This window comes from Microbacterium sp. LBN7 (assembly GCF_045690345.1).
Lineage (GTDB): Bacteria > Actinomycetota > Actinomycetes > Actinomycetales > Microbacteriaceae > Microbacterium.
In genome coordinates, this window is record NZ_CP147856.1 from 948,932 (window position 1) to 972,088 (window position 23,157).

The 23,157-nt window shown below is 70.3% G+C and carries 22 protein-coding genes; 4 read left to right on the forward strand and 18 right to left on the reverse strand.

Annotation, left to right across the window (positions count from 1 at the left end):
• Positions 1–71: 71 nt before the first annotated feature.
• The 11 genes from LBN7_RS04525 to LBN7_RS04575 all read right to left on the reverse strand — a co-directional run bounded on the left by LBN7_RS04525 (position 72) and on the right by LBN7_RS04575 (position 10,396).
• Positions 72–731, reverse strand: a complete 660-nt coding sequence (locus tag LBN7_RS04525; RefSeq protein WP_407361075.1) for a 2-phosphosulfolactate phosphatase — start codon at positions 729–731, stop codon at positions 72–74.
• Between the two features lie 18 nt (positions 732–749).
• Positions 750–2,210, reverse strand: a complete 1,461-nt coding sequence (locus LBN7_RS04530; RefSeq protein WP_407361076.1) for an FtsX-like permease family protein — start codon at positions 2,208–2,210, stop codon at positions 750–752.
• Positions 2,207–2,968 carry an ABC transporter ATP-binding protein gene (locus LBN7_RS04535; protein WP_116634471.1) on the reverse strand — a complete coding sequence of 254 codons (762 nt, stop codon included), beginning with the start codon at positions 2,966–2,968 and terminating at the stop codon, positions 2,207–2,209. Before LBN7_RS04535 ends, LBN7_RS04530 begins: the two co-directional genes overlap by 4 nt.
• Positions 2,969–3,081: 113 nt before the next feature.
• A complete protein-coding gene (locus LBN7_RS04540) occupies positions 3,082–3,717 on the reverse strand; it encodes a response regulator transcription factor (RefSeq protein ID WP_341946234.1) in 636 nt (211 codons plus the stop codon).
• Positions 3,714–4,922 carry a sensor histidine kinase gene (locus LBN7_RS04545; protein ID WP_407361077.1) on the reverse strand — a complete coding sequence of 403 codons (1,209 nt, stop codon included), beginning with the start codon at positions 4,920–4,922 and terminating at the stop codon, positions 3,714–3,716. Before LBN7_RS04545 ends, LBN7_RS04540 begins: the two co-directional genes overlap by 4 nt.
• Before the next feature lie 59 nt (positions 4,923–4,981).
• Positions 4,982–5,773, reverse strand: coding sequence for a class I SAM-dependent methyltransferase (locus LBN7_RS04550; RefSeq protein WP_407361078.1), 792 nt, complete (start codon positions 5,771–5,773; stop codon positions 4,982–4,984).
• 5 nt (positions 5,774–5,778) lie between these two features.
• The gene (locus LBN7_RS04555; protein ID WP_407361079.1) at positions 5,779–6,840 is read right to left on the reverse strand and encodes an AAA family ATPase; all 1,062 of its coding nucleotides are present in this window, start codon (positions 6,838–6,840) and stop codon (positions 5,779–5,781) included.
• A 28-nt stretch (positions 6,841–6,868) separates the two neighbouring features.
• On the reverse strand, positions 6,869–8,029 hold the full coding sequence (locus tag LBN7_RS04560) for an AMP-binding protein (protein ID WP_407361080.1): 1,161 nt from the start codon (positions 8,027–8,029) through the stop codon (positions 6,869–6,871).
• A gap of 16 nt (positions 8,030–8,045) precedes the next feature.
• Positions 8,046–8,990 (reverse strand): 1,4-dihydroxy-2-naphthoyl-CoA synthase, encoded by a 945-nt coding sequence (locus LBN7_RS04565; protein ID WP_407361081.1) that lies wholly within the window; start codon positions 8,988–8,990, stop codon positions 8,046–8,048.
• 79 nt (positions 8,991–9,069) lie between these two features.
• Positions 9,070–10,062 (reverse strand): permease prefix domain 1-containing protein, encoded by a 993-nt coding sequence (locus LBN7_RS04570; protein ID WP_407361082.1) that lies wholly within the window; start codon positions 10,060–10,062, stop codon positions 9,070–9,072.
• A gap of 1 nt (position 10,063) precedes the next feature.
• The gene (locus LBN7_RS04575; protein WP_407361083.1) at positions 10,064–10,396 is read right to left on the reverse strand and encodes a PadR family transcriptional regulator; all 333 of its coding nucleotides are present in this window, start codon (positions 10,394–10,396) and stop codon (positions 10,064–10,066) included.
• 143 nt (positions 10,397–10,539) lie between these two features.
• Between LBN7_RS04575 and LBN7_RS04580 the strand changes: the two genes are divergently transcribed.
• A complete protein-coding gene (locus LBN7_RS04580; RefSeq protein ID WP_407361084.1) occupies positions 10,540–11,517 on the forward strand; it encodes an o-succinylbenzoate synthase in 978 nt (325 codons plus the stop codon).
• A 6-nt stretch (positions 11,518–11,523) separates the two neighbouring features.
• On the opposite strand, the gene LBN7_RS04585 is transcribed toward LBN7_RS04580, so the two are convergent.
• Positions 11,524–12,147, reverse strand: a complete 624-nt coding sequence (locus tag LBN7_RS04585; RefSeq protein WP_407361085.1) for a TetR/AcrR family transcriptional regulator — start codon at positions 12,145–12,147, stop codon at positions 11,524–11,526.
• A 131-nt stretch (positions 12,148–12,278) separates the two neighbouring features.
• On the opposite strand from LBN7_RS04585, the gene LBN7_RS04590 reads away from it, so the two are divergent.
• The 3 genes from LBN7_RS04590 to LBN7_RS04600 all read left to right on the forward strand — a co-directional run bounded on the left by LBN7_RS04590 (position 12,279) and on the right by LBN7_RS04600 (position 17,759).
• Entirely contained in the window at positions 12,279–15,050 is a 2,772-nt protein-coding gene (locus tag LBN7_RS04590) for an MMPL family transporter (protein WP_407361086.1), read from the forward strand.
• Entirely contained in the window at positions 15,047–17,017 is a 1,971-nt protein-coding gene (locus tag LBN7_RS04595) for a YhgE/Pip family protein (RefSeq protein ID WP_407361087.1), read from the forward strand. The genes LBN7_RS04590 and LBN7_RS04595 overlap by 4 nt, the downstream gene beginning before the upstream one ends.
• A 151-nt stretch (positions 17,018–17,168) precedes the next feature.
• A complete protein-coding gene (locus LBN7_RS04600; RefSeq protein ID WP_341946238.1) occupies positions 17,169–17,759 on the forward strand; it encodes a 2'-5' RNA ligase family protein in 591 nt (196 codons plus the stop codon).
• Between the two features lie 101 nt (positions 17,760–17,860).
• Here the strand turns inward: LBN7_RS04600 and ccsB are convergent, their stop codons facing one another.
• From ccsB to LBN7_RS04630, 6 genes are read right to left on the reverse strand one after another with little or no spacing between them, the layout of a single operon-like run.
• Positions 17,861–18,835 carry a c-type cytochrome biogenesis protein CcsB gene (ccsB, locus tag LBN7_RS04605; protein ID WP_116634458.1) on the reverse strand — a complete coding sequence of 325 codons (975 nt, stop codon included), beginning with the start codon at positions 18,833–18,835 and terminating at the stop codon, positions 17,861–17,863.
• Positions 18,836–18,839: 4 nt separating this feature from the next.
• Positions 18,840–20,591 carry a cytochrome c biogenesis protein ResB gene (locus LBN7_RS04610; protein ID WP_407361088.1) on the reverse strand — a complete coding sequence of 584 codons (1,752 nt, stop codon included), beginning with the start codon at positions 20,589–20,591 and terminating at the stop codon, positions 18,840–18,842.
• Between the two features lie 28 nt (positions 20,592–20,619).
• Positions 20,620–21,420, reverse strand: a complete 801-nt coding sequence (locus tag LBN7_RS04615) for a cytochrome c biogenesis CcdA family protein (protein ID WP_407361089.1) — start codon at positions 21,418–21,420, stop codon at positions 20,620–20,622.
• A 16-nt stretch (positions 21,421–21,436) separates the two neighbouring features.
• A complete protein-coding gene (locus tag LBN7_RS04620; protein ID WP_341946242.1) occupies positions 21,437–22,102 on the reverse strand; it encodes a TlpA disulfide reductase family protein in 666 nt (221 codons plus the stop codon).
• Positions 22,103–22,154: 52 nt separating this feature from the next.
• A complete protein-coding gene (locus LBN7_RS04625; protein ID WP_116634455.1) occupies positions 22,155–22,784 on the reverse strand; it encodes a histidine phosphatase family protein in 630 nt (209 codons plus the stop codon).
• Complete coding sequence (locus tag LBN7_RS04630; protein WP_116634454.1) at positions 22,784–23,149, reverse strand: DUF5684 domain-containing protein; 366 nt, start codon at positions 23,147–23,149, stop codon at positions 22,784–22,786. The genes LBN7_RS04625 and LBN7_RS04630 overlap by 1 nt, the downstream gene beginning before the upstream one ends.
• Between the last annotated feature and the right edge of the window lie 8 nt (positions 23,150–23,157).

The following is a 23,157-nucleotide window of genomic DNA, read 5'->3' on the forward strand; positions in this document are numbered from 1 at the left end:
CGACGGGCGGAGGACGCGACGCGGAGGCTCCTCCCATCGCCGAGAAGTCCTCCCGTCGGAGGCGCGGCCGCTCACTCGAAACGCGTGAACAGCCCGTCGCGCAGCACCGGCACGGCGTCGACCGCGTCGAGCACGGCCGCATCCCCCGGCGCGGTCGGCACCACACCGGATGCCGCCATCCGCTCGGTCGACGGCACCCCGACCTCGAGCTCGCGGGCCGAGCCGCTCGCGCTCAGCAGATGACGGAGGGCCCTCCGCAGCGCGCGGAACCCCTCTGCCGCGACCGCCGCGTCCGGTGCCGTGTGGTCGATGCCCAGATCCGTGAGCGCCGCGATGATCGCTCCCGCGCCGAGGTGATCCTCGACCGCGAACCGGGGACGCCCCGCCTCGTCCCACTCCCCCGCCGCGATGACGGCGACCGAGGTCCGCTCCTGCCGGCGCTCCTGCACCGTCTGCACGGCCCGGGCCACCGCGGAGGCGTTGCGGATGCCGCCGACGAGCACCGTGGCGTCGGCACTCGCGGCCGCCGCCACGGCTGCGCCGTTGGTCGACCACTCCACCGCGTCGGCCAGGTCGATCTCGCGACCGCCAGCGACGGCATCCGCCACCGTCGAGGAGAACCGCAGCACGTCGACGACCACGACGATGTCGGCCGGGGCCAGACGGGCGAGGCCCGCGGTCCCCCAGTCGAGACGGACCTGATACGTGGACTGATCGAACGGCGACGACATCCGTCCAGCCTAGAGGCGTCAGTCGGCGGCGAGCGCCTCGACCGGGGCCACTCGTGTCGCCAGTCGAGTGGGCGTCGCGGCGGCGACGAGAGTGAGCACGGCGGTGGCCACGACGATGATCGCCACCGGGATCCACGGGATCTGCGGCGCCACGAGTCCGGCCGGCGTGAAGTCCGGCAGGGTCGGCACGGAGCCGAGCAACGACTGCGCGGCGATCCAGCCGTAGACGACGCCCAGGACGAGCCCCGTCAGGGTCGCGGTGACCGTGATGTGCGTCGCCTCGAGGAGCACCAACGTCCGCACCTGGGCGTTCGACAGTCCGATCGACCGCAGGAGTCCGAGCTCGCGGCGACGCTGCACCACGCCGATCGTGAGGAGGTTGACGAGTCCGACGGCCGCGATCACCGCCGAGACCGCCACGAGCACCATCATGATCGCGGCGAACGCGTCGAACGGCGCGAAGAACTCCTCCGGGATCTCTCCGGTCACCTGGCTCATCATGAGCCGCTTCGCCGACTCCAGCGCGACCGCGAACATCGTCACCAGCGTCACGCCCATGACCACGCCGATCGCCATGCGCGACGACCGCTCCGGATACCGCAGCGCGTTCTCCGCCGCGAGACGGGCGGTCGCACTCGACCCGAACATCCGCCCGACCAGGCGCAGCACCGGCGGCATGAACATCACCGACCCGAGGACGAGTCCGGTGAACGAGAGGATGCCGCCGAAGAACGCCACGACGACCCCGAGCGGACTCACCAGACCGATCACGACGCCGCCGAGGAGCAGCACCGCTCCCGAGATCAGCAGGATCCAGGAGCCGATGTGCCGCGCCGGCTTCCCGGACACCTCGTCGTGCGTGCGCTCGACCGAGCCGCCGAGAGCCTGCAGCGGGGTGACCGAGAGCACCCGACGCGACCCGGCCCACGCCGCGGCCCAGGTGGTGAGGGCGACGCCGACGACCGGCAGCACGATGAACGGCTGCGCGAGCGAGAACCCGGTCGGGTCGTTGTCGAGGAGCTGGGACCCGATCTGCACGCCCACCACCGCCAGCAGCAGTCCCGCGAGCAGCCCGATCCCCGCTCCGAGCACGCCGACGAGGAAGCCCTGCCGGCCGACCTGCGCGCGCTGCGAACGCGCGGTCGCGCCGATGAGGCGCATCAGAGCGATCTGCCGGGTGCGTCCGGCGATGATCGTCGCGAACGTGTTGGCCGTGACGATCGCGGCGACATACATCGCGACCGCGGTCAGCAGGATCGACAGCATCCCCACGATGAAGGCGAGGGTGCCGCTGTCGCCGATGAGCGGATCGGCCTGCAGCACCGCGCCGATGTACGCCGTGACCTCGACGAGGATCACGCCGAACGCCGCCGACAGGGCGGCCACGAGGATGCTCGCCCCCATGCCCCGGTCGCGGAGCCACGCGAGGCGCGGACCGGTGGCGGCGGTCTCGGGGACGACCGTGGCGACGGCGGTCATGCCGCCACCTCCGCGGCGAGCATGTACGCGGAGATCTGCTCGGCGGTCTGCCGAGGGTGGTCGGCGACGATGCGGCCGTCGCCGAGGTACAGCACCCGGTCGGCGTGACTCGCGGCGATCGCGTCATGCGTGACCATCGCGATCGACTGGCCGTGCTCTCGGCTCGCAGACGCGAGCAGGCGCAGCACCTCGCGACCCGTCTGGGAGTCGAGGTTGCCGGTCGGCTCGTCGGCGAACACGAGGTCGGGCGCGGTGGCGAGCGCCCGGGCGATCGCCACGCGCTGCTGCTGCCCGCCCGACAGCTGGTGCGGCCGATGATTCAGGCGTGCACCGAGTCCGAGGGAGTCGATGAGGCCGTCGATGCGTGCCCGTTCGATCGCGCTCGGGCGGCGTCCGTCGAGCTCGAACGGCAGCATGATGTTGCCCAGCGCATCGAGGGTCGGCACGAGATTGAACGCCTGGAAGATGAACCCCACGCGCCGTCGGCGGAGGATCGTGAGCTCGAGGTCGCCGAGACCGGTGATCTCGGTGTCGCCGATCCAGGCTCGTCCCTGGCTCGGGCTGTCGAGCCCCGCCATGATGTGCATGAGCGTGGACTTTCCCGAGCCCGACGGGCCCATGATGGCGGTGAACTGCGCGCGGCGGATCCCGACGCTCACGTCGTCGAGGGCGTGCACGGTGCCCTCACCGGAGCCGTAGGTCTTCTTCAGGTGCTGGACGCGGGCGGCGAGCCCGAGGTCGGTGGTCGTGATCTCCATGCTTCGACGCTATTTTCCGCGTCCATCCCGGCGCGTCGCCCGGAGGGGGCATCCGTGTACATCGCAAGGATGATCGCGTCCCCTCGCCGAGCGCCGAAAGGGGTGGCTCGGCGTCAGGCGAGGCCGTGCTCGAACGCGAAGACGACGAGCTGCACCCGATCGCGCAGGGCGAGCTTGGTCAGGATGCGGCTGATGTGTGTCTTCACCGTCGCCTCGCTGAGGTACTCGCGTCCGGCGATCTCGGCGTTGGACAGACCTCGTGCGGCGAGCGCGAAGATCTCCTTCTCGCGGTCGGTGAGATCGGCGAACTGCGGCGGCACCGGCTTCGGCGCCTCGGAGAAGTGCTCGAACAGGTCGCGGGTGGCGGATGCCGCGATGACACTGGACCCTGCATGCACCGTGCGGATCGCCGCGAGCAGGAACTCCGGGTCGGCGTCCTTCAGGAGGAAGCCGCTCGCCCCCTGACGGATCGCCCGGGCCGCGGCCTCGTCGAGGTCGAAGGTCGTGAGCATGACGATGCGCGGCGGCTCCGGCCGATTCAGGATCTCCGCGGTGGCGGTCAGCCCGTCCATGACCGGCATCCGGATGTCCATCAGCACCACGTCCGGACGGCTGGTGCGCACGATCTCGAGCGCCTCCTTTCCGTTGCCGGCCTCTCCGACCACCTCGAGGTCGGGCTGCGAGGCGACGAGCATGCGGATGCCGGCGCGGAACAGGGCCTGATCGTCGACGAGGACGACTCTGATCATGCGTGCTCTCGTTCCTGGGTCTCTGCGGCTGTCGACGGGCCGATCGGGAGCGAGCCGCGGACGACGAACTGCGCCCCTCGGCGTTCGGCTTGCAGACTACCGCCGACGAGCTGCGCCCGTTCGCGCATGCCGATGAGCCCGTGCCCGCCGGGGGCCGCGGATGCTCCTCCGGACACCGTGTTGCGCACCTCGATGTCGACGCGCTCCGGCAGCCACGCCAGGTGCACATGGACGCTGCCGTCGCCGTGGCGGATCGCGTTCGTCAGCGCCTCCTGGAGGATGCGGTAGACCGCCAGCTGAATCGACCCCGGCGGCTCGCCCGGGGGCATCGGGTCGACCGTGACGAGCGGCTCCACCCCGGCCTGACGCACCTGCGCGAACAGCGCCTCGAGGTCGGCGAGCGTCGGCTGCGGCCCGTCGCCCTGTCGGTGGCGGAGCTGCGTGAGCAGCATCCGCACGTCGCTCAGGGCTCCGCGAGCCGTCGAGGCGATCGTGCCGAGCGCCTCGGTCGCCATCTCGGGCTTCGTCGCGGCTGCATATCGAGCGCCGTCGGCTTGCGCGATGACGACCGCCAGCGAGTGGGCGACGATGTCGTGCATGTCGCGCGCGATGCGCACGCGCTCCTGCTCCTCGGCGGCGAGCGACTCCGCCTGCAGCTGCGCGGAGCGGGTGCGCCGAGCGCGCAGCACGACGCGCCAGAGCAGACCGCAGACCCACGCGAAGCCCAGGGCGAGCACCGAGACGATCAGCAGCAGGGTCCCCGCGGTCAGCTTCTCCCAGCCGGTGCCGGGGCCGAGCGCGACGCCGTTGACGAAGACCATGTACAGGGCGGCGATGAGTCCGCCGCCGAGCGCCGATCCGAACCCCCACCAGAGCACGCGCCTGGTCCCCCAGGCAGACGTCGCGTAGAGCACGAGCAGGATCGCGAAGTCGATCGGAAGCGGGCCGAAGCCCGCCAGCATCTGCACGACCGCACCCGCCCAGGCGGCGGCGAGTGCGAGTCCCGGGGCGAGTCGGCCGATCGCGACGCCGCCGAACATCAGGAAGCCCGCGACGGCGACGGCGCCGACCGCGACGCCGTTGATCGCCTGGTTGCCCGTGCCGGGGCCGTAGAACACGACCGACATGGGCGTCAGGACGAGGAAGAGCAGCGCTGCCCCGACGATGTCGAGGATCAGCGCCGTACGGGAGAGCGGGCGGATCACTCCCCCACGCTACGCGAGCGCCTCAGCGCCGGCATCCGCCTCGAGATGTATCCGTGCGACTATGCGCGGCAGAGGATCTCGCCGTGCGGAACCAGGTACCACCCGTCGCCGTCATCGGCCCAGCGCTTCCAGGCGTCGCTGATGGCGCGGAGGTCTTCCGGCGTCGCCATCCCGCTGTCGACGAGCTGGCGCGCGAGCGCGGACTCGAGGATCCGGTCGGCCCACATGCCTCCCCACCATGCTCGTTCGGCGGGTGACGCGTAGCACCACGTGGATGCCGTCGCGGTGACGTCGTCGAACCCTGCTGCCCGCGCCCAGGACAGCAGACGGCGGCCGGCATCCGGCTCCCCGCCGTTGGCCCGAGCGGCCTCCCGGTACAGGGTGAGCCAGCGGTCGAGTTCAGGAAGCACGGGGAACGACAGGAAACCGGCGTAGTCCGCATCGCGGGCAGCGACGATCCCGCCGGGGACGGTGACGCGACGCATCTCGCGGAGCGCCTGCACGGGATCGCCGACATGCTGCAGCACCTGGTGCGCGTGGACGACGTCGAAGGAGTCGTCCGGGAACGTCAGCGCATGCACGTCCTCCACCGAGAAGGCGAGATTCGTGAGGCCCCGTTCGGCGGCGAGCCCGCGCGACAGCGACAGTGCGGACTCGTCGATCTCCGTGGCCGTGACGTGGGCGACGACGCCCGCGAAGTCGACCGTGATCGATCCGGGGCCGGCGCCGACGTCGAGGAGGCGGGTCGTCTTCTCGAGGTGAGGGCGGAGATAGGCGGCGGAGTTCGCGATGTTCCGGATGTTGTGCGAGCGCAGGACGGACTCGTGATGTCCGTGGGTGTACAGGGCCATGCGGATCAGTCTGGCAGGTGCGCCCGCACCTGCTCGGCGACTTCGGACGCCGACATCCCGGCCCTGCCGATGAGAAGCTCTCCCGCGCGCACAGGCGTCTGCCGCTGACGCGCACCCAGGGCGACGATGTCGTCGACGGCCTGCGGGGAAGCCCCGATCAGATCGTCACCGGCCAGCAGCGGACCGGTACCCGCGGCCCCCTGCAGCGCGCGAGCGCGGCGGGTGTCGTCGTCGGCATCCAGCCGGAAGAACCGGATGTCGGAGCCGGGGAAGGCATCCCGCACGGCCGCCGGGCTCATCTCGAAGGGGGCCACCGCGACGAGGGTCCGCGCTCCGGCTCCGGCGAACAGCCGCTGCAGCGAGGTCGTGTTGCGCAGCCCCACGGTGCGGTCGACGTTCCATACGAACCCGAGCTGGGCGACATCGACGAATCCCGTGCGCTGCCCGGCCCTCCACGACTCGGCGGCGATCTCCCAGCCGACACTGGACGCTCCGGCGCATCGTGGCCCCGTGATCCAGATGATTCTTCCCGCCACGTCGGGCTCCCTCCGCGGGAACTCCGCGGGTGTCGCGACGGATCCGGGAGACGGCCGTTCGAGCACGATGCGCACGGTCTCCTCGACGGCGCTGCCGTCTGTGGCGACCCTCGCCCACGACGGATGAGCCGCCGCGGCCTCCGCTGTGCCGACCGCGAGCACATCGTCGACCTGCTTCTGCGGCCAGCCCCGGGGAGCGAGACGCGCTCGCCTCGTCGCCTCGTCCGCATCCAGCCACAGCGAGACCGTGGGGTGACCGTTCGCCCGGGGCGGGTCCGCCGGATCAGCGACGCCCGAGACGACCAGCCGCTCGACACCGGCTTCGGCGAAGCGCGCGGCCACGCGCTGGAGAGCCACTTCCTTGAGATCCCAGCGGTCGGGATCCTCAGACGGGGCGGGATAGCACATGCCGAGCTGGTCGATGTCGACGTATCCGACGCGCACGCCGTCGGCCGTCAGCTGCCGGGCGACCGCCCACGCGACGGTGCTCTTGCCCACGCCGGGCACTCCGGCCAACCGCAGTATGTCCATCCGACGAGTCTGGCAGGAGCCCCGGGTGTCAGTGGAGCTCGGCGGCCACGCGCCGGATCGCCTCGCGGTCGGGCTTGCCGGAGGCGAGCGCCGCCAGCTCGTCGACCACGATCATCCGGGCCGGCCGTGCGTGCTTGCCGATCTCCTCGCCCACGGCGTCGCGTGCCTGCGCGAGCTGCTCCCCCTCGCTGCGCCGCAGGACCTCGCCGCGTGCGACGACGATCACCGAGGCCTCTCCCCAGCGTTCATCCTCGACGCCGACGACGACAGCCTGGTGCAGGCCGGGGACGCGCCGCACGATCCGCTCGACGCGGTCGAGCGAGATGTTGATCCCCCCGGACACGATGACGTTGTCGGCGCGCCCGTGCACACGGACGACGCCGTCCTCCACGAGTCCGAGATCACCCGTGCGATACCAGCGGATGCCGTGCTCGTCGCGCACGAATGTGCGCGCGGTCAGGGCCGCGTCCCCGAGGTAGCCCTCGGCGAGCATCGGGCCCGCGATCCGCAGTTCGCCGTCGACCGATCGCACCGTGACCGTCTCGAGCGGCACCCCGTCGTACACGCAGCCGCCGCTCGTCTCGGTCGAACCGTAGGTGCGGACGAGACGGATGCCGAGGTCGGCGGCGCGCTCTCGCAGCGGTTCGGGCAGCGACTGGCCGCCGACGAGGATCGCCCGATACGCCTGCAGGGCGGCACGCACGGCCGTGTCCCCGGCCGCGTCGAGCAGCGTCGCGACCTGGGCGGGCACGAGGGATGTGAACAGCTCCGGGAGGCCGGCGCTCGCCCCTGGCGCCGGTCGCAGCATCTCGAACGTCGCCTCGGCGAACGAATTCGGCGAGAAGCGGCCGTCGATCACCGCCGGCTCCGTGCCGGCGAGAATCGATCGCACCAGGACCTGGAGCCCCGCCACGTAGCCGGCGGGCAGTGCGAGCAGCCACCGCCCACTGCCGATGCGGCTCGCTGTCGCCTCGGCACTCGCCCGCAGCGCCTCCGCGCTCAGGGAGACGCGCTTCGGGATGCCGCTCGACCCGGAGGTCGCGATGACCGCCGCGATACCGTCCGGCACCTCATCCGGTGCACCCGCGAGCATTCCGAAGCCCAGGGCCGGCCCGTCGTCGAGAGCGCGCTGCAGCGCGCCGCGGAGCTGCCCCGGGTCTTCGGCATCCGTCGCGATCAGGGCGGTCATGGCAGGTCCGCGGGCTTCAGTAGTGCCAGGGGAACGACGACCAGTCGGGGTCGCGCTTCTCGAGGAACGAGTCGCGCCCCTCGACGGCCTCGTCGGTGCCGTAGGCCAGGCGGGTCGCCTCACCGGCGAACACCTGCTGTCCGACGAGTCCGTCGTCGACCGCGTTGAACGCGAACTTCAGCATCCGGATCGCCGTGGGCGACTTGGTCAGCACGGTCCGTGCCATCTTCAGCGCCTCGACCTCGAGCTCGGCATGCGGCACGACGCGGTTCACCGCGCCGGCCTCGTAGGCGCGCTGCGCGGAGTACTCCTCCGCCAGGAAGAACACCTCCCGCGCGAACTTCTGCCCGGTCTGGCGGGCCATGTAGGCGGAGCCGTATCCGGCGTCGAAGCTGCCGACGTCGGCATCCGTCTGCTTGAAACGCGCCTCTTCCGCCGAGGCGATCGTCAGGTCGCACACCACGTGCAGCGAGTGCCCGCCGCCGGCTGCCCATCCCGGGACGACGGCGATGACGACCTTCGGCATGAAGCGGATGAGACGCTGCACCTCGAGGATGTGGAGACGTCCCACGCGAGCGGAGGAACCCTCGGCCCCTGAGCCCGTCGCCCCTTGGGCCCCTGAGCCTGTCGAAGCGTCGGAGTACTTGTACCCGTCGCGTCCGCGGATGCGCTGGTCGCCGCCGGAGCAGAACGCCCACCCGCCGTCCTTCGGGCTCGGGCCGTTGCCGGTCAGCAGCACCGCGCCGATGCGAGGGTCCTGACGCGCGATGTCGAGAGCGCGGTACAGCTCGTCGACCGTGTGCGGGCGGAAGGCGTTGCGCACCTCCGGCCGGTCGAACGCGATACGGGCGACGCCCCCGTCGTGCGTCACGTGGGCGGTGATGTCCGTGTAGTCCTCGGCTCCGGGCGCGAGCACCCATTCGGCGGGGTCGAACAGATCGGAGACGAATGCGGTGGTCACGGGATCCAGCCTATTCCCGCCCTCCCGGAGAACGACGAAACGCCGCCCCGCAGAGGGCGGCGTTCCGTCTGCCCGGAGTTCAGCTCCGGCGCGCGCGCGAGGCCTTCAGCCAGCCGTCGATGATGTCCCACACGACGATCCCTGCCGTGACGACGCCGAGGACGACGCTGACCACACGCAGCACCCCGCCCTGCTCGGCGGCACCGGCGTTCGCATTCGCGAGGTCGTCGGCGTGGTTCGTCGCGAGGTAGTCGAGGAACTCCGGGTTGACCAGCTGACCCGAGGCGAGCAGGTACAGCGCGGGAACGGCGAAGGCGATGGCCAGTACGGTGTTCACCACGGCGAAGCCGGCGTTCCAGCGTCCGGCGCGGTAGACGGCGATCGCGAGCAGCAGCTCCGCCGCCATCAGGACGAGCAGCGCCGTCATCCACCACGGCCACAGCTCCGGGTTCAGGATGGGCAGCGCCTCGCCGTCCGTGCGGACGAAGCCGCGTAGCGCATCCCACAGGATCGCAGCGCCCGCCAGCACGAGGAAGATGATCGAGCCGATCATCTCGGAGAACCCGGCACGGGTCTCGTAGATCTCCGGCAGCTGGTCGACGCTCCACTCGGTCTCCGGCACCGGCACCGTCCGCTCCAGGATCGCGAAGACGAGCGTGGTCCAGAAGCCCACGTTGACGATCACCTGGATGATCACGACGACGACCGCGCCGATGGTCTCGCCGATCGTCGCGAATTCCAGGATCTTGGCGATCGTGACGCCGAATGCCGCGCAGGCGGGGACGATCCAGAGGAGCAGCTTCAGCAGCCGCCACCAGACGAGAAAGTAGCGCGGGCCGATCAGGTGCAGCGGGCGATCGGCGTAGCCGGCGGCGAGGACACCCGGGTCGCCGAGCTCCGTGAGCACGGCGTGCTCGGCGGCCTCGCGCGGCTCGCCCTGCTCGACGCGGGCCTCGACGGCGTCGGCGATCGACGCCTCGAGCTCGGCCCGCACATCGGCCTGCGCCGTCGCGGGCAGGCTGCGGATGGTGGCGGTGATGTACCGCTCGGTGAGGGTGGTCTTGGTAGGCATGTCAGTTCTCCTCTGAGGTGAGGGATGCGATCGCCGTCGTGAGAGATCGCCATTCGTCGGTGAGGGTGTCGGCCAGCCGGACGCCGGCCTCCGAGGTGCGGTAGAACTTGCGGGGCCTGGCCTCGTCGGTGTTCCACTCGCTCGTCAGGTACTCCTGCTTCTCCAGTCGGCGAAGCAGCGGGTACAGCGTGTTCGCGTCGGTGGCGAAGCCGCGGCGCTCGAGCTCCTCGAGCAGTCCGTAGCCGTACCCCGCCGTGCGCAGCAGCTGCAGGCAGGCGAGCACGATGGTGCCGCGCCTGAGCTCCTGCAGATGTGTGTCGAGCGTCTCGTTCATGAATCACACGTTACTGTGCGTCACACACCATTGTCAATCACACATTTATGTGAGGGCTCCCGTGGCAGTTCTGGCGGGTGTCTCCATCCACGACCCGCCACAGCTGCCACGGGAACGAGAAGGCATGGGGGCACAATGGGGTCATGCTCCCCCCGCTCGCAGACCTCCTCGCTTCCGCCCGCGTCGTCTCGCTCCCGATGCACACCCGGTTCCGCGGCGTCGACACGCGGGAGGCGCTCCTGTTCGAGGGGCCGGAGGGGTGGGCCGAGTTCTCCCCCTTCGTGGAGTACGACGACGTGGAGGCTGCGACCTGGCTCGCCGCCGCCATCGATTTCGGCTGGCAGCCCCAGCCCGCGCCGCTGCGCGGTCGAGTACGCGTGAACGCGACGATCCCCGCGATCCCGGTGGAACGCGTCGCCGAGGTCCTGGCGCGCTTCGCCGGATGCCGGACGGCCAAGGTGAAGGTCGCCGAGCCCGGCCAGACGCTCGCGGACGACGTCGCCCGGGTGCGCGCAGTGCGGGAGGCGATGGGCCCGGAGGGTCGCATCCGTGTGGACGCGAACGGGATGTGGAACGTCGACGAGGCCGAGCACGCGGTGCACGCCCTGAACGAATTCGACCTCGAGTACGTCGAGCAGCCGTGCGCGACCGTGCCGGAGCTCGCCGACCTGCGCAGGCGGGTGAAGTACATGGGCATCCCGGTCGCCGCCGACGAGAGCGTGCGCAAGTCGTCGGACCCGCTCGCCGTCGCCCGCGCCCGCGCCGCCGACATCCTGGTGGTCAAGGCGCAGCCGCTGGGTGGAGTGACGCACGCACTGCAGATCGTGACGGCCGCCGGTCTCCCCGTCGTCGTGTCGAGCGCACTCGACACCGCGATCGGCCTGTCACAGGGCGCCGCCCTCGCGGCTGCTCTCCCGAACCTGGACTACGACTGCGGACTCGGCACCTCGTCGCTCTTCCTCGATGATGTCGCCGACCTGCGCCCTGTCGATGGCGCGATCCCCGTCGGCCGGGTGACGCCGGATGCCGCAGCGCTCACGCGCCTGGCCGCCTCGGCCGAGCGCCGCGACTGGTGGCTGGCCCGACTCGAGCGCTGCCACGGAGTGATCGCCGAGGGCTGAGCCGGCTCAGCCCTCGATGAGCAGCTGCACCAGCCGGCCGAGCTCTTCGCTCCCGGAGTGGCGGAGCTTCTCGTCATCCTGGCCGGCCATCGCACCGCGGACGGTCATGCCCTCCCAGACGATCATGAGCATGCGGGCCGCGACGTCGGCCGGCAGTCGCAGCTTCAGCAGTCCCGCCGCGACGATGTCCTCGACGATCCGCGCGATGCTCGCGACCATCTCCCGCTCCTGCGCGAGGTAGGCGATGCCGAACTGCTCGTCGCGCAGGGCGCGGATGCGGATCTCGCTCATCAGCATCACCCCGAGGCGATCATCGCCCCCGAGCTCCATGACCTGCTGCACGAGATCGATCGGATCGCATCCCGGGGAGAGCGCGCCCTCTGCCGTCATCTCCTCGACCCGGGTGCGGACCGCGTTCACGCGCACCTCGGCCACACTGGCCGTGAGCATGAGGAACAGCTCGTCCTTCGACTCGAAGTTGGAGTAGAACGCGCCGCGAGTGAAACCGGCGCGCTCGCAGACGGCCTCGACAGAGGCGCCGTCGAGGCCGACCTCCGCGAAGACCTGTGCCGCCGCCTCGAGGAGTCGGGCACGCGTGTTCTCCCGACTGCGGGTTGCGGGTGTCGTCATCGAAACCTCCTGACCCTTCACTCTCGCATGATTCACACCCCGCACACAGACTCCAGCGGGCGGGTCACTTTACGATACATCTATGTATTGAGTACACCTGTGTATCCAATCGGCATCTCTCGGAGGAACGCGTGTCCACTCTCCTGTCCTCGCTCGGTCGCTGGTCCTACCGGCATCCGTGGCGTGTCCTCGTCTCCTGGCTCCTCGCGCTCGGCATCGCCGGGGCGGGCGCCCTGGTCCTCGGTGCAGGAACGGACAACTCGTTCTCGATCCCCGGCACCGAATCGCAGGCCGGTCTCGAGCAGCTGTCGCGCTCGTTCCCCCAGGTGAGCGGCACCAGCGCGCAGATCATCGTGGTCGCCGCCGACGGCGACAAGGTCACCGACGACGACTATCGCGACGAGATCGAGCAGTCCATCGGCGAGATGGAAGACCTCGACGGCGTGCTCGCGGCCAACTCGCCCTACGACGAGATGGTCAGCGGCATGATCAACGACGACGAGACCGCCGCGATCGTGCGGCTGCAGTTCGACGGCGAATCCACCGACGTCTCGGACGAGACGAAGGACTCCCTGCGGGCGGTGTCCGATGAGCTCGGCGAAGCGCTCCCCGACGGCGCGCAGACAGCGCTCGGCGGCGACCTCTTCGCCACATCGATCCCCGGCCTGACGCTCACCGAGGCGGTCGGGCTGCTGATCGCGCTGCTCGTGCTGATCGTGACGTTCCGCTCCTTCGTCGTCGCCGGGCTCCCCCTCCTCACGGCGGTCCTCGGCGTCGGCATCTCGATGGCCGGCATCTTCGCGGCCACCGCGTTCGCCACCGTCTCCTCCACCACCCCGCTTCTGGCACTCATGCTCGGCCTCGCGGTCGGCATCGACTACGCGCTGTTCATCATGGCCCGGCATCAGGACCAGGTGCGCGACGGCGTCGATCCCGAGGAATCCACGGCCAGAGCCGTCGGCACGGCCGGATCCGCTGTCGTTTTCGCCGGCGTCACGGTGCTCATCGCCCTGATCGGTCTCGGATTCGCGGGCATTCCGTTCCTCACGACCATGGGCATCGCGGCATCCGTCGCGGTGGCCATCGCGGTCGCGATCGCGGTCACGCTCACTCCGGCACTGCTCGGCTTCATGAAGGGCAACGTCGTCGGCCGCCCGCGTCGCGCACCCAAGCCCAAGAAGGGACAGAAGGTCGCCGCTCCGCGTCGCCGGTTCAGCGACCGCTGGGTCGGCGGCGTCACCAAGCATCCCGTCCTGGTCTCGCTCGCCGTGGTGATCGGGCTCGGCATCGTGGCAGTGCCCGCGCTCAGCCTGAACCTGGCCCTCCCCAACGCCGGCGTGCTGCCGAAGGACTCCGAGGCGCGCCAGAGCTACGATCTCGTCGGCGAGGAGTTCGGGCCCGGTTTCAACGGTCCCCTGATCCTCACCGGAACCATCGTCACCTCGACCGATCCGCTCACGCTCATGGAGGATCTCGGGGACGCCGTCGCCGACATCCCCGGCGTCAAGGAAGTCGCCCTCGCGACCCCCAATGAGACCGCCGACACCGGCATCGTGCAGATCATCCCGGAGACGGCACCCGACGATCCTGCGACGGCCGACCTCGTGCGCGAACTCCGGTCTCATCACGACGAGTGGCTCGACGAATTCGGGATCGACCTCAAGGTCACCGGCTTCACGGCCGTCGGCATCGACATCTCCGATCAGCTCGGCAACGCCCTCCTGCCGTTCGGCATCTTCGTGATCGGGCTCTCGCTGATCCTGCTCACGATCGTGTTCCGCTCGCTCTGGGTGCCGATCACCGCCGCCCTCGGCTACCTGCTCTCGATCGTCGCCGCATTCGGCGTCGTCGGCGCGGTCTTCGAATGGGGCTGGTTCGCCGATCTCCTCCATGTCGCCAAGGTCGGCCCCATCATCAGCTTCATGCCGATCATCCTGATGGGCGTGCTGTTCGGCCTGGCCATGGACTACCAGGTGTTCCTCGTCTCCCGCATGCGCGAGGACTTCGTGCACGATCCCGCCTCGAAAAGCCCCGATCGCGCGACCCGTCGTGCCGCCGCCCTCCGCGCCGTGCGCAGCGGATTCACCGGCTCGGCGAAGGTCGTCACGGCCGCGGGCCTCATCATGTTCGCGGTGTTCGTCGCATTCGTCCCCGAGGGCGACTCCTCACTCAAGCCCATCGCCCTCGGCCTCGCGGCCGGCATCGCGATCGACGCCTTCCTCGTGCGCATGACCCTGATCCCCGCGCTGATGGCCATCCTCGGCGAGCGCGCCTGGGAGATCCCGACCTGGCTGGAGAAGATCCTCCCCCGCGTCGATATCGAGGGCGAGGCCGTCGAACGGGAGCGCCACCTGTCCGAGTGGCCCGGCGACGGCTCCGTCGTGGCAGCGGACGACCTGGTGATCAGCGCGGACGCGCCGGTCATCGAAGGCCTGACGGTGCGCATCCTCGAGGGCGGCGCCGTGGTCGCGACCGGAAGCGACGCGCGCACCCGCCGCGCTCTGGCGCTCACGATCGCCGGCCGCATCGCCCCGAGCGACGGGCGTCTCCGGGTCGGCGGCCACCTGCTCCCCGGCCGCGCGGCCTGGGTGCGCTCGCACGTCGGGTGCGTGCTCGTCGACGATGCGGATGCCGCGCTCGACGATCTCGCCGAAGCCCTGCGGGGCACCTCCGCGGTCGTCGTGATCGACGGGCTCGACCGTCTGAGCGGCGGCCAGCGCGATCAGGCCGAGGCGATGCTGCGGGATGCCGCGGCCTCACGGCCCCTCGCCGTCTTCGCGACCGCTGCCGATGCCGCATCGGCCCGCACGACTCTCGCCGAGGCCGGCTGGCCCGACGCCGACACACTCGACACGCGCGCTCCGCGCCGAATCGCCGCAGAATCCACCGAGGTGACCGCATGACACTCCCCATCGAGCGCGCCCGCTCCCGCAAGCCGGTCACGTGGCTGACCATCCTCGGCATCCTGCTCCTGCCGGCGGCCGTCGGCGGCATCCTCGTCGCGGCGCTGCAGAACCCGACCGAGCGGCTCGACTCCATGACGGCGGCGATCGTGAACCTGGATGAGCCTGTCACGATCGACGACCAGCTCACGCCCCTCGGGCGTCAGCTGGCCTCGGGACTCGTGGAGGGCTCTGACGAGCTCGACTCGAACCTCACCTGGGTCATCTCGAACGAGGACGACGCGAAGGAAGGGCTGGCCGACGGCACCTACCAGGCCGTCATCACGATTCCCGAGGACTTCTCCGCGGCGGCGACCTCCGCGGGGCAGGCCGTCGCCGACGGCGGAGGGGATGCCGAGAAGGCCACCATCACGGTGACCACCCCCGACGACGGCCTCGTCGCCGACGACCTCATCACCGGTCAGATCGCGAACGTCGCCGCATCGACCATGGGAACCATGCTCACCGAGGCGACGACCGACAACATCCTCGTCGGCTTCACCACGATCGGCGATCAGATCGGCGAGGCAGCCGACGGCGCCGTCGAACTCGCCACCGGCGCCCGATCGGCCGCCGACGGCGCGGCCGCCATCCCCGACGGCGCCACGCAGCTCGCCTCCGGGGCGAGCCAGCTCGCGACGGGGGCGTCGTCGTTGGCCTCCGGGCTCGACACCATCGCGGGCAAGACGCGCGAAGCGGCCACCGGCGCCGGGCAGATCGGCGCCGGACTCACGAGCGGAGCTGCAGCTCTGGAGCAGAACGTCGGAGGGATGAACCAGCTCGTCGGAGCGATCCAGGCAGGTTCCGCCTCCGCGGGATCGGCGGCGACGCAGTCGGCCGATCTGGCCCAGCGTCTCGGCGAGATGGCGGCTGCCTGCGTCCCCGCCACGAACGGACAGGCGATGTGCGATGAGCTCTCCGCGGCAGCCGCGGATGCCGGCGTCGCCGCGGAGTCCGCCGGCACCGCATCCGGAGTGCTGAACAGCGACCTGGTCGCCCCCGGTGTCGCCGCGATTCCCGGAACCTTCAGCACTCTCGCGGCGAGCATGTCCCAGGCCGGCGCCGGCGCCACGCAGCTCGCGGGCGGACTGAACCAGCTCGCCGGTGAGGGCATCGACCAGTCCGCGGCCGGTGCGCGCTCGCTGTCGTCCGGTGCGACCCAGCTGTCGGGCGGCGCGACCGAGCTCGCCACCGGCACGTCCGAGCTCGCCACAGGACTGGACACTCTCGCGACGGGCACCGGCGATCTCGCCGGCGGTCTGCGCACCGCGGCCGAGTCCCTCCCCTCGTTCAGCGACGAGGAGTCGACGTCGCTCGCCTCGGTGATCGCCGACCCGGTGTCGACGAACTCGTCGATGAACACCATCTTCGGCCCGACCGCGATCCCGCTGCTCGCGGCCGTCGTGCTGTGGTTCGGCGGATTCGCGTCGTTCCTGGTGATGCGCGCGCACACCGCCCGCACCCTGACCTCGCGGCGTCCGTCGGCCGCCCTGACGCTACGCGCGTTCGCTCCGGCCGCACTGATCGGTGCGGGACAGGGCCTGCTCGTCTCGCTGGTCGTGCAGATCATCGCCGGCTACGAACCCGCCGCGTGGTGGGCGTTCGCGGGCACCGCGGTGCTCGCCGGGATCGTGTTCGCCGCCGTGAACCAGGCGCTCGTCGCGCTCTTCGGCGGCACGGGGCGCTGGATCGCCGCCCTGGTCGGCGTCCTCGCGGTCGCGACGGGACTCATCTCCACGGTTCCCGACTGGCTCGCCGGTCTCGGAGCCGCCCTGCCGACGGCTCCGGCCTTCGCGGGCCTGATCGCGGGCAACGGCTCGGCGATCGCGGCGCTGGTCGTGTGGGGCGTGCTGTCCCTCGTCGCGACGACGCTCGCGGTGACCCTGCGCCGCACGACCTCGGCGAAGGCGGTCCTCGCCACCGCGTAGCCCCGGCACCCCCACCGCAACAGGGCACCCCCACCGCACGACTTCGGAGATCGGCCTCGACTCGCCGAGAATCGCCCCTCGAACACGGCGAGTCGGGCCGCAGCTCCGAAGCCGTGCCCGGGATCGCACGTGTTCGGCGTACGCTCGCGTCATGCGCCGACCGTTCATGGACACGCCCGACCAGCTCGCCTCACTGGAGGGTCAGCAGTACCTCGTGCTGCGTCCGACGCTCGGCGTCGCCTCCCTCTTCCGAGAGGTGCAGGATGCCGCGCTCGCGCGTTTCGGCGGTGAGATCCGGCATCCGCACACCGAGCATGCGACGCTGCGCGCGTTCTTCGAGCCGGACCGTCGGGCGGAGCTCGGCGCGCTGATCCGCCGGTGGGCGGCGGACCAGCCCCCGATCGAGGTCACGGCCGAGGCGATCGACGCGTTCCCCGCACCGTGGCAGGTTCTGATCGTGCGTCTCGCACGCACACCCTCCCTCGTCGCGGCCTATGCGAGCCTCTCCGCGGCCCTGGCGGGCACCGACTTCCGACGGCTCGACGAGCTCAGCGTCGACGACTGGACGTTCCATCTCTCCGTCGTCTACGGCAGGTCACTCGAGCCTGCGGTGTGGGAGGAGTTCCGTCAGACGTCGGTGAGCGAGCTCGGACGCACACCCACCGAGACGATCGCCGAGGCGGAACTGGTCTGGTACCAGGACGGCGCCGAGCACGCGGAGCTCATCCCCCTCGGCGGCTGAAGCCCGGGAGACCCAGACCGTGCACGACGGACTCGGCGCGTCCCCGCCCGACACGCCGAGGCGACGGCATCCGCTCTCCGTTCTCCGAGAGCGAGCCGGACTCAGCTGAGGCCGGAGTACGCGTGCAGGCCCTTGAAGAAGACGTTCACGATCGTGAAGTTGAAGATCACGGCCGAGAAGCCGACGATGGCGAGCCATGCCGAGGGGTTGCCCCGCCAGCCACGGGTCGCCCGCGCGTGGATGTAGCCGGCGTAGATGACCCAGATCACGAAGGTCCAGGTCTCCTTCACATCGAAGCCCCAGAAGCGGCTCCACGCGTAGTACGCCCAGATGGATCCGGCGATGAGCGTGAAGGTCCAGAGGATGAACCCGATGATCGTGAAGCGGTACGCCATGCTCTCGAGCCGCTCGGCGGAGGGGAACGTGCGGAGGAAGCCGGGGCCCGTCTTCTGCGCGTCCTCGGAGATGAGGCGCTCGCGTCGCGACTGCATGAGCTGGATGACGGAGAGCGCGAAGGCGAGCGCGAAGAAGGCGGTCGCGAGCGACGCCACGAAGACGTGGATGATGAGCCACACGCTCTTCAGCGGGTCCATCAGCGGCGAGACCTCGACGTAGAAGTTCGTCGCCGCGAGCCCGAGGAGCACCACGACGAGACCCGTGATGAACGTGCCGAGGAAGCGCAGATCGATGCGGGTGAGCACCACGAGGAAGACAGCCACGATGAGCAGCGTGCCGATCATCGCGAACTCGTAGAGGTTCGCCCACGGCACGCGACCGGCCGCGATGCCGCGGGTCAGCGTCGCCCCGAGGTGGAAGAGGAACGCGAGCACGGTGAGCGAGGTGCCGATCCGCGCCATCACGAACCGCTGGGGCTTCGCGTCGGTGACGGATGCCGCACCGGAGGCCTTGACCGCGCCTCCCCCTGCGCCGACGAGGGCGGACTCGCGCACGGTCTGCGCATCCGCCGACACCTCGGAGCGGCGCGCGAGATCGAAGGCGTAGGCCACGAAGGCCGCCGCATAGATCGCGATCGCCGTCCACAGCAGGATCGGCGAGATCTCGTTGAGCTCGAGCATGGTGTCAGTCTACTTTCGGGGAATCGGATGCCGGGGCCTGCTGCGCCGTGGACGGATCGGCGTCGGCCTGGGGTTCGCGGGCGGTGGTGCCACCCGCTGCATCGAGCAGACGCGCGTGCCCGGCGACAAGGTCGTCGACGGCAGCGGCGAGGGTCGGGTCCTCACCGCGGGCGAGCGCGGCGTACTCGATGGTCACGGCGCCACCGTCGGCGGTCGCCTTGACCCAGACGCGGCGTCGGGGGACGAACAGCGCGATCATGAGGCCCGCGAGGGCGAGCAGCGCGAAGCCGAGCACCCAGGGGCCGGAGTCGTCGCGGTGGATCTGCAGCGACGCGAACCGCTTGACGGACTCCGAGGCGTCGGTCGCCCCCGCGGGGGACTCGTCGTCGAACGTCACGCTGCCGAGGCCGTTCGGCAGCTGGGCGGTCTCCCCCGGCGTGAGCTCGATCGACTCGACGTCGGTGGTGCGTCCGGTCAGCTTCGTCATGCCGGTGGTGTCGAGCACGTAGACCGAGCGGGGGACGCCGTCGTTGATGCCCAGGTCGCCGGTGTAGACGTCGAGGGTGAGCGTCGGGTTGGTGAGGTCGCCGTAGGCCGAGAAGAACGCGCCGCTCTCGAGGATGCCGGTGGTCGGGTAGAAGAAGCCGACCAGGCCGACCTGCTCGGCGAGTCCGTCGGGGATCTTGAGGACGCCGAGCGACGTCATGTTGTTGTCCTGCGGGAGGAATGGCGTGCTGTTGGTGAAGACGACGTCGCCGTCGGGGTCGCGCACCGTGACGGTCGGAGCGTACCCGTTGCCGAGCAGGAAGACGTCGTCGTCGGCGACCGCGAGGGGCTCGTTGACCTTGACCGCGCCGGTGCGCTCCTCGCCCTTCTCCTGCACGGTCATGTTCGCGGAGAAGTCCCCGGCCTGCCCGGATCCGGGCTCGCCGAACGGCTGGTACGACACATCGAACGAGTCGAGGCGCATCGAGTAGGGCGCCAGCGCGTCGTCGCCGACGAAGCGCCCGCGGTTCATCGAGTCGTAGTCGACCAGCGTGTTCGCGAAGGTCTCGCCCTCGACCAGCACGCGCTGGCCGGTGTACGAGAAGCCTCCGCCGATGCCGACCGTGACGAGCACGCCGACGAGCGCCAGGTGGAAGAGCAGGTTGCCCGTCTCGCGCCAGTAGCCGCGTTCGGCCGAGACCGAGAAGGTCCGTCCGCGGTCATAGCGCTCGACGCGGTATCCGAGTGCCTTGAGCTGCGTGGTCGCGACGTCGACGGAGGCGGATGCCGCGGCCTCGGCATCCGTCCCTGAGCTTGTCGAAGGGTCACGCACCACCGACCGGTAGTCCTCGAGACGCTGCAGACGGGCGGGTGTGCGCGGCGGACGCGCGCGCAGCGCCTTCGCGTGATGCTTGATGCGCGGGATGACGCAGCCGACCAGCGAGGCGAACAGCAGCAGGTAGATGGCCGAGAACCACGGCGACAGGTAGACATCGAACAGCTTCAGGGCGTCGAGCACCGGGAAGAGGTCGGGGTTGTCGCGCTGCCACTGCGTGACGCCGTTCGGGTCGGCCATCCGCTGCGGGAAGATCGAGCCGGGGATCGCGGCGATCGCGAGCACGAGCAGCAGGATGAGCGCGGTGCGCATCGAGGTGAGCTGTCGCCACCCCCACCGGAGCCAGCCGACGAGGCCGAGGCGCGGCTGCGAGATCGAGTCGTCGCCGTCGACATGGTCGGACGGACGCAGGGGGTCGCTGATGTCGCTGTTCACAGCATCCTTGTTCTTCGTGGCGTCGGTCTCAGAGCGGGAGGATGACACTGCCGATCACCGCCGTCAGCCGGGACATGATGTCGGTCCAGAGTCCGGTCACCATCAGGATGCCGAGGACGACGAGCAGCACGCCCCCGATGATGTTCACGACGCGGATGTGGCGGCGCAGGAAGCCGATCGCCTTGGTGGCCCAGCCGAATCCGAGAGCGACCAGCAGGAACGGGATGCCGAGGCCGAGCGAGTAGGCGAGTCCGAGGAAGCCCGCGCGCACGGGGTCACCGGCGTTGAACGACAGCGCGACGATCGCGGCCAGCGTCGGTCCCATGCAGGGCGCCCAGCCGATGCCGAGCGCGATGCCGAGGAGCGGGGCTCCGACGACGCCGTACTTCGAGTCGACGTGGAACCGGAACTCGCGCTGCGCGAATCCGAACAGCCCGAGGAACACCAGGCCCATCGCGATGATGACCACACCGAGGATGCGGGTGATCAGATCGCCCCACTGCAGCAGGAAGACGCCCGCCGTGCCGCCGAGCACCGTGTAGAGGATGAAGACGATGCTGAACCCGAGGATGAACAGCAGCACCCCGAGCACGAGCCGCCCCCGCGTGGCCGTGGCCGTCGCGTCGGTCGCACCGCTGGGTCCCTGAGCCTGTCGAAGGGCGCCATTCGACGAAACCGACCGAGGCGCGACCGCACCCCCGAGGAATCCGAGGTACCCGGGCACGAGCGGCAGCACGCATGGGGACAGGAACGACACGAGCCCGGCCAGCATGGCGACAGGGATCGCGAGCCAGAGGGCGCCGGATCCGATGATCGTCTCGGTGTTCACAGCGCTCCCGTGGCGGTCACGAGGACTCCGCGAGCGCGTCCCCCACGAGCGTGGAGAGGATCGAGGTGCCGTCGATCGGCCCGATGATGCGAGCGGCGACACGGCCCTGCTTGTCGAGGACCAGCGTCGTCGGGGTGGCGGCGATCGGGGTGACCTCGGCGAAGGCGAGCTTGGCCTCGGCCGTGTCGACGTCGATCAGGCTCGGGTACGTGATGCCGTACTCCTCGGCGAACGCGACCGCCGTGTCGGCCTGGTCGCGGGTGTTGATGCCGACGAACGAGACGCCGTCTCCCTCGTACTCCTGCCAGACGCTCTCCAGAGCGGCGGCCTCCACACGGCACGGTGCGCACCCGGCGTACCAGAAGTTGACGACCGTGACCTGCCCGGCGAGGTCGGCGCTGTCGAGCTTCTCCCCGGTCTCGGTGACTCCGCCGAAGTCCACCGGCTCACCGCGTTCGGCCTCGGGGATCTCGACGATCGCGCCGTCGGCCGCCACGTAGCCGGTGTTGTCACCGCTCAGGAACGACTCGCTCACCGGATCGGGGGCGCACGCGCTCAAGCCGACGGCGAAGAGCGCGGCGAGCGCGACTCCGAGCGCACGCCGCGGGAGGCGGGTGCGGGAGGGGCGGCCGCTGCGGATCGGCCCTTCGACAGGCTCAGGGACCCAGCTGGTCTGTGGCACGATTCCCAGTTTACGTGCGGGTTCCTATGCATGGGGTGGACGAGGCTGCCGGTCAGACCGCCCCGACGTCGACCGCGCCGTCGGTCGCTGCGGGCTCCGCGTAGGCGACTTCGCGCCAGACATCGCCGACCCTCTCGAACGAGGTGACGCTCGACAGCGCACAGCGCCGTGTGCGCGGATCGTGGCGGAGCGGAAGACCCGCCACCCTCAGGTGGGTGATCCAGATCGGCGCCTGGTGCGAGACCATGACCACGTCGCCGCCGTCGGCGGCATCCCACGCCTCGTCCATGATGCCCAGCATCCGCTCGGCGATCGACGCGTACGGCTCGCCCCAGCTCGGCAGCGCCGGCTGACGCAGGTGCCACCAGTTGAGCGGATTCATCAGGGATCGCCGCATCTGGGTTCCCTCGAACACGTTGGTCGGCTCGATCACGCGCACGTCGATCTCGGGCACCAGGTCGAAGCGCTCGGCGAACGGCTCGGCCGACTCCTGCGCCCGCTCCAGCGGCGAGGAGTACAGCGCGGCGATCGGGCGGTCGAGGGAGGCGACGTGGTCCGCCGCCGCCCTCGCCATGCGCCGGCCGGCTTCACTCAGGTGATAGTCCGGAAGTCGCCCGTAGAGCACACGATGAGGATTGTGCACCTCACCGTGTCTGACGAGATGCAGGCGCTCTCGCGACATCAGACCTTGTTGTACTGGGCCGAGCCGAAGCCGATGATCAGGTGGCCGATGAAGGGGAACAGCCAGAGCAGGAAGAAGGAGAAGACCCCGCCCTTGCCGAAGTTCTTGCCCTCCTTGATGGCGACGACGATCGCGAAGATGACGTTCACGATCGGGATGAGGTAGAGCAGCGCCGCCCAGCCCGACATGCCGGCGATCTTGACCAGGAACACCCAGTTGACGATCGGGATCAGCGCGAGGATTCCCGGGTATCCGGCCTTGGAGAAGACCTTCCACATCGTGATCGCGTAGATCAGGTAGTAGATCACCGAGATGACGACCGAGCTCGTGCTGAAGACCTGCTCGCTCAGCATGTTGGAATCCATGGGTTCTC

What these genes read in the sequence shown, in the direction of transcription:
- LBN7_RS04530 (WP_407361076.1), bottom strand. Translation starts at nt 2,210, where the DNA reads ATGACCGCCGTCGCCACGGTCGTCCCCGAGACCGCCGCCACCGGTCCG.
- LBN7_RS04630 (WP_116634454.1), bottom strand. Translation starts at nt 23,149, where the DNA reads ATGGATTCCAACATGCTGAGCGAGCAGGTCTTCAGCACGAGCTCGGTC.
- LBN7_RS04595 (WP_407361087.1), top strand. Translation starts at nt 15,047, where the DNA reads ATGACACTCCCCATCGAGCGCGCCCGCTCCCGCAAGCCGGTCACGTGG.
- ccsB (WP_116634458.1), bottom strand. Translation starts at nt 18,835, where the DNA reads ATGCTCGAGCTCAACGAGATCTCGCCGATCCTGCTGTGGACGGCGATC.
- LBN7_RS04600 (WP_341946238.1), top strand. Translation starts at nt 17,169, where the DNA reads ATGCGCCGACCGTTCATGGACACGCCCGACCAGCTCGCCTCACTGGAG.
- LBN7_RS04525 (WP_407361075.1), bottom strand. Translation starts at nt 731, where the DNA reads ATGTCGTCGCCGTTCGATCAGTCCACGTATCAGGTCCGTCTCGACTGG.
- LBN7_RS04550 (WP_407361078.1), bottom strand. Translation starts at nt 5,773, where the DNA reads ATGGCCCTGTACACCCACGGACATCACGAGTCCGTCCTGCGCTCGCAC.
- LBN7_RS04555 (WP_407361079.1), bottom strand. Translation starts at nt 6,840, where the DNA reads ATGGACATACTGCGGTTGGCCGGAGTGCCCGGCGTGGGCAAGAGCACC.
- LBN7_RS04625 (WP_116634455.1), bottom strand. Translation starts at nt 22,784, where the DNA reads ATGTCGCGAGAGCGCCTGCATCTCGTCAGACACGGTGAGGTGCACAAT.
- LBN7_RS04540 (WP_341946234.1), bottom strand. Translation starts at nt 3,717, where the DNA reads ATGATCAGAGTCGTCCTCGTCGACGATCAGGCCCTGTTCCGCGCCGGC.
- LBN7_RS04570 (WP_407361082.1), bottom strand. Translation starts at nt 10,062, where the DNA reads ATGCCTACCAAGACCACCCTCACCGAGCGGTACATCACCGCCACCATC.
- LBN7_RS04585 (WP_407361085.1), bottom strand. Translation starts at nt 12,147, where the DNA reads ATGACGACACCCGCAACCCGCAGTCGGGAGAACACGCGTGCCCGACTC.
- LBN7_RS04575 (WP_407361083.1), bottom strand. Translation starts at nt 10,396, where the DNA reads ATGAACGAGACGCTCGACACACATCTGCAGGAGCTCAGGCGCGGCACC.
- LBN7_RS04560 (WP_407361080.1), bottom strand. Translation starts at nt 8,029, where the DNA reads ATGACCGCCCTGATCGCGACGGATGCCGAAGACCCGGGGCAGCTCCGC.
- LBN7_RS04580 (WP_407361084.1), top strand. Translation starts at nt 10,540, where the DNA reads ATGCTCCCCCCGCTCGCAGACCTCCTCGCTTCCGCCCGCGTCGTCTCG.
- LBN7_RS04535 (WP_116634471.1), bottom strand. Translation starts at nt 2,968, where the DNA reads ATGGAGATCACGACCACCGACCTCGGGCTCGCCGCCCGCGTCCAGCAC.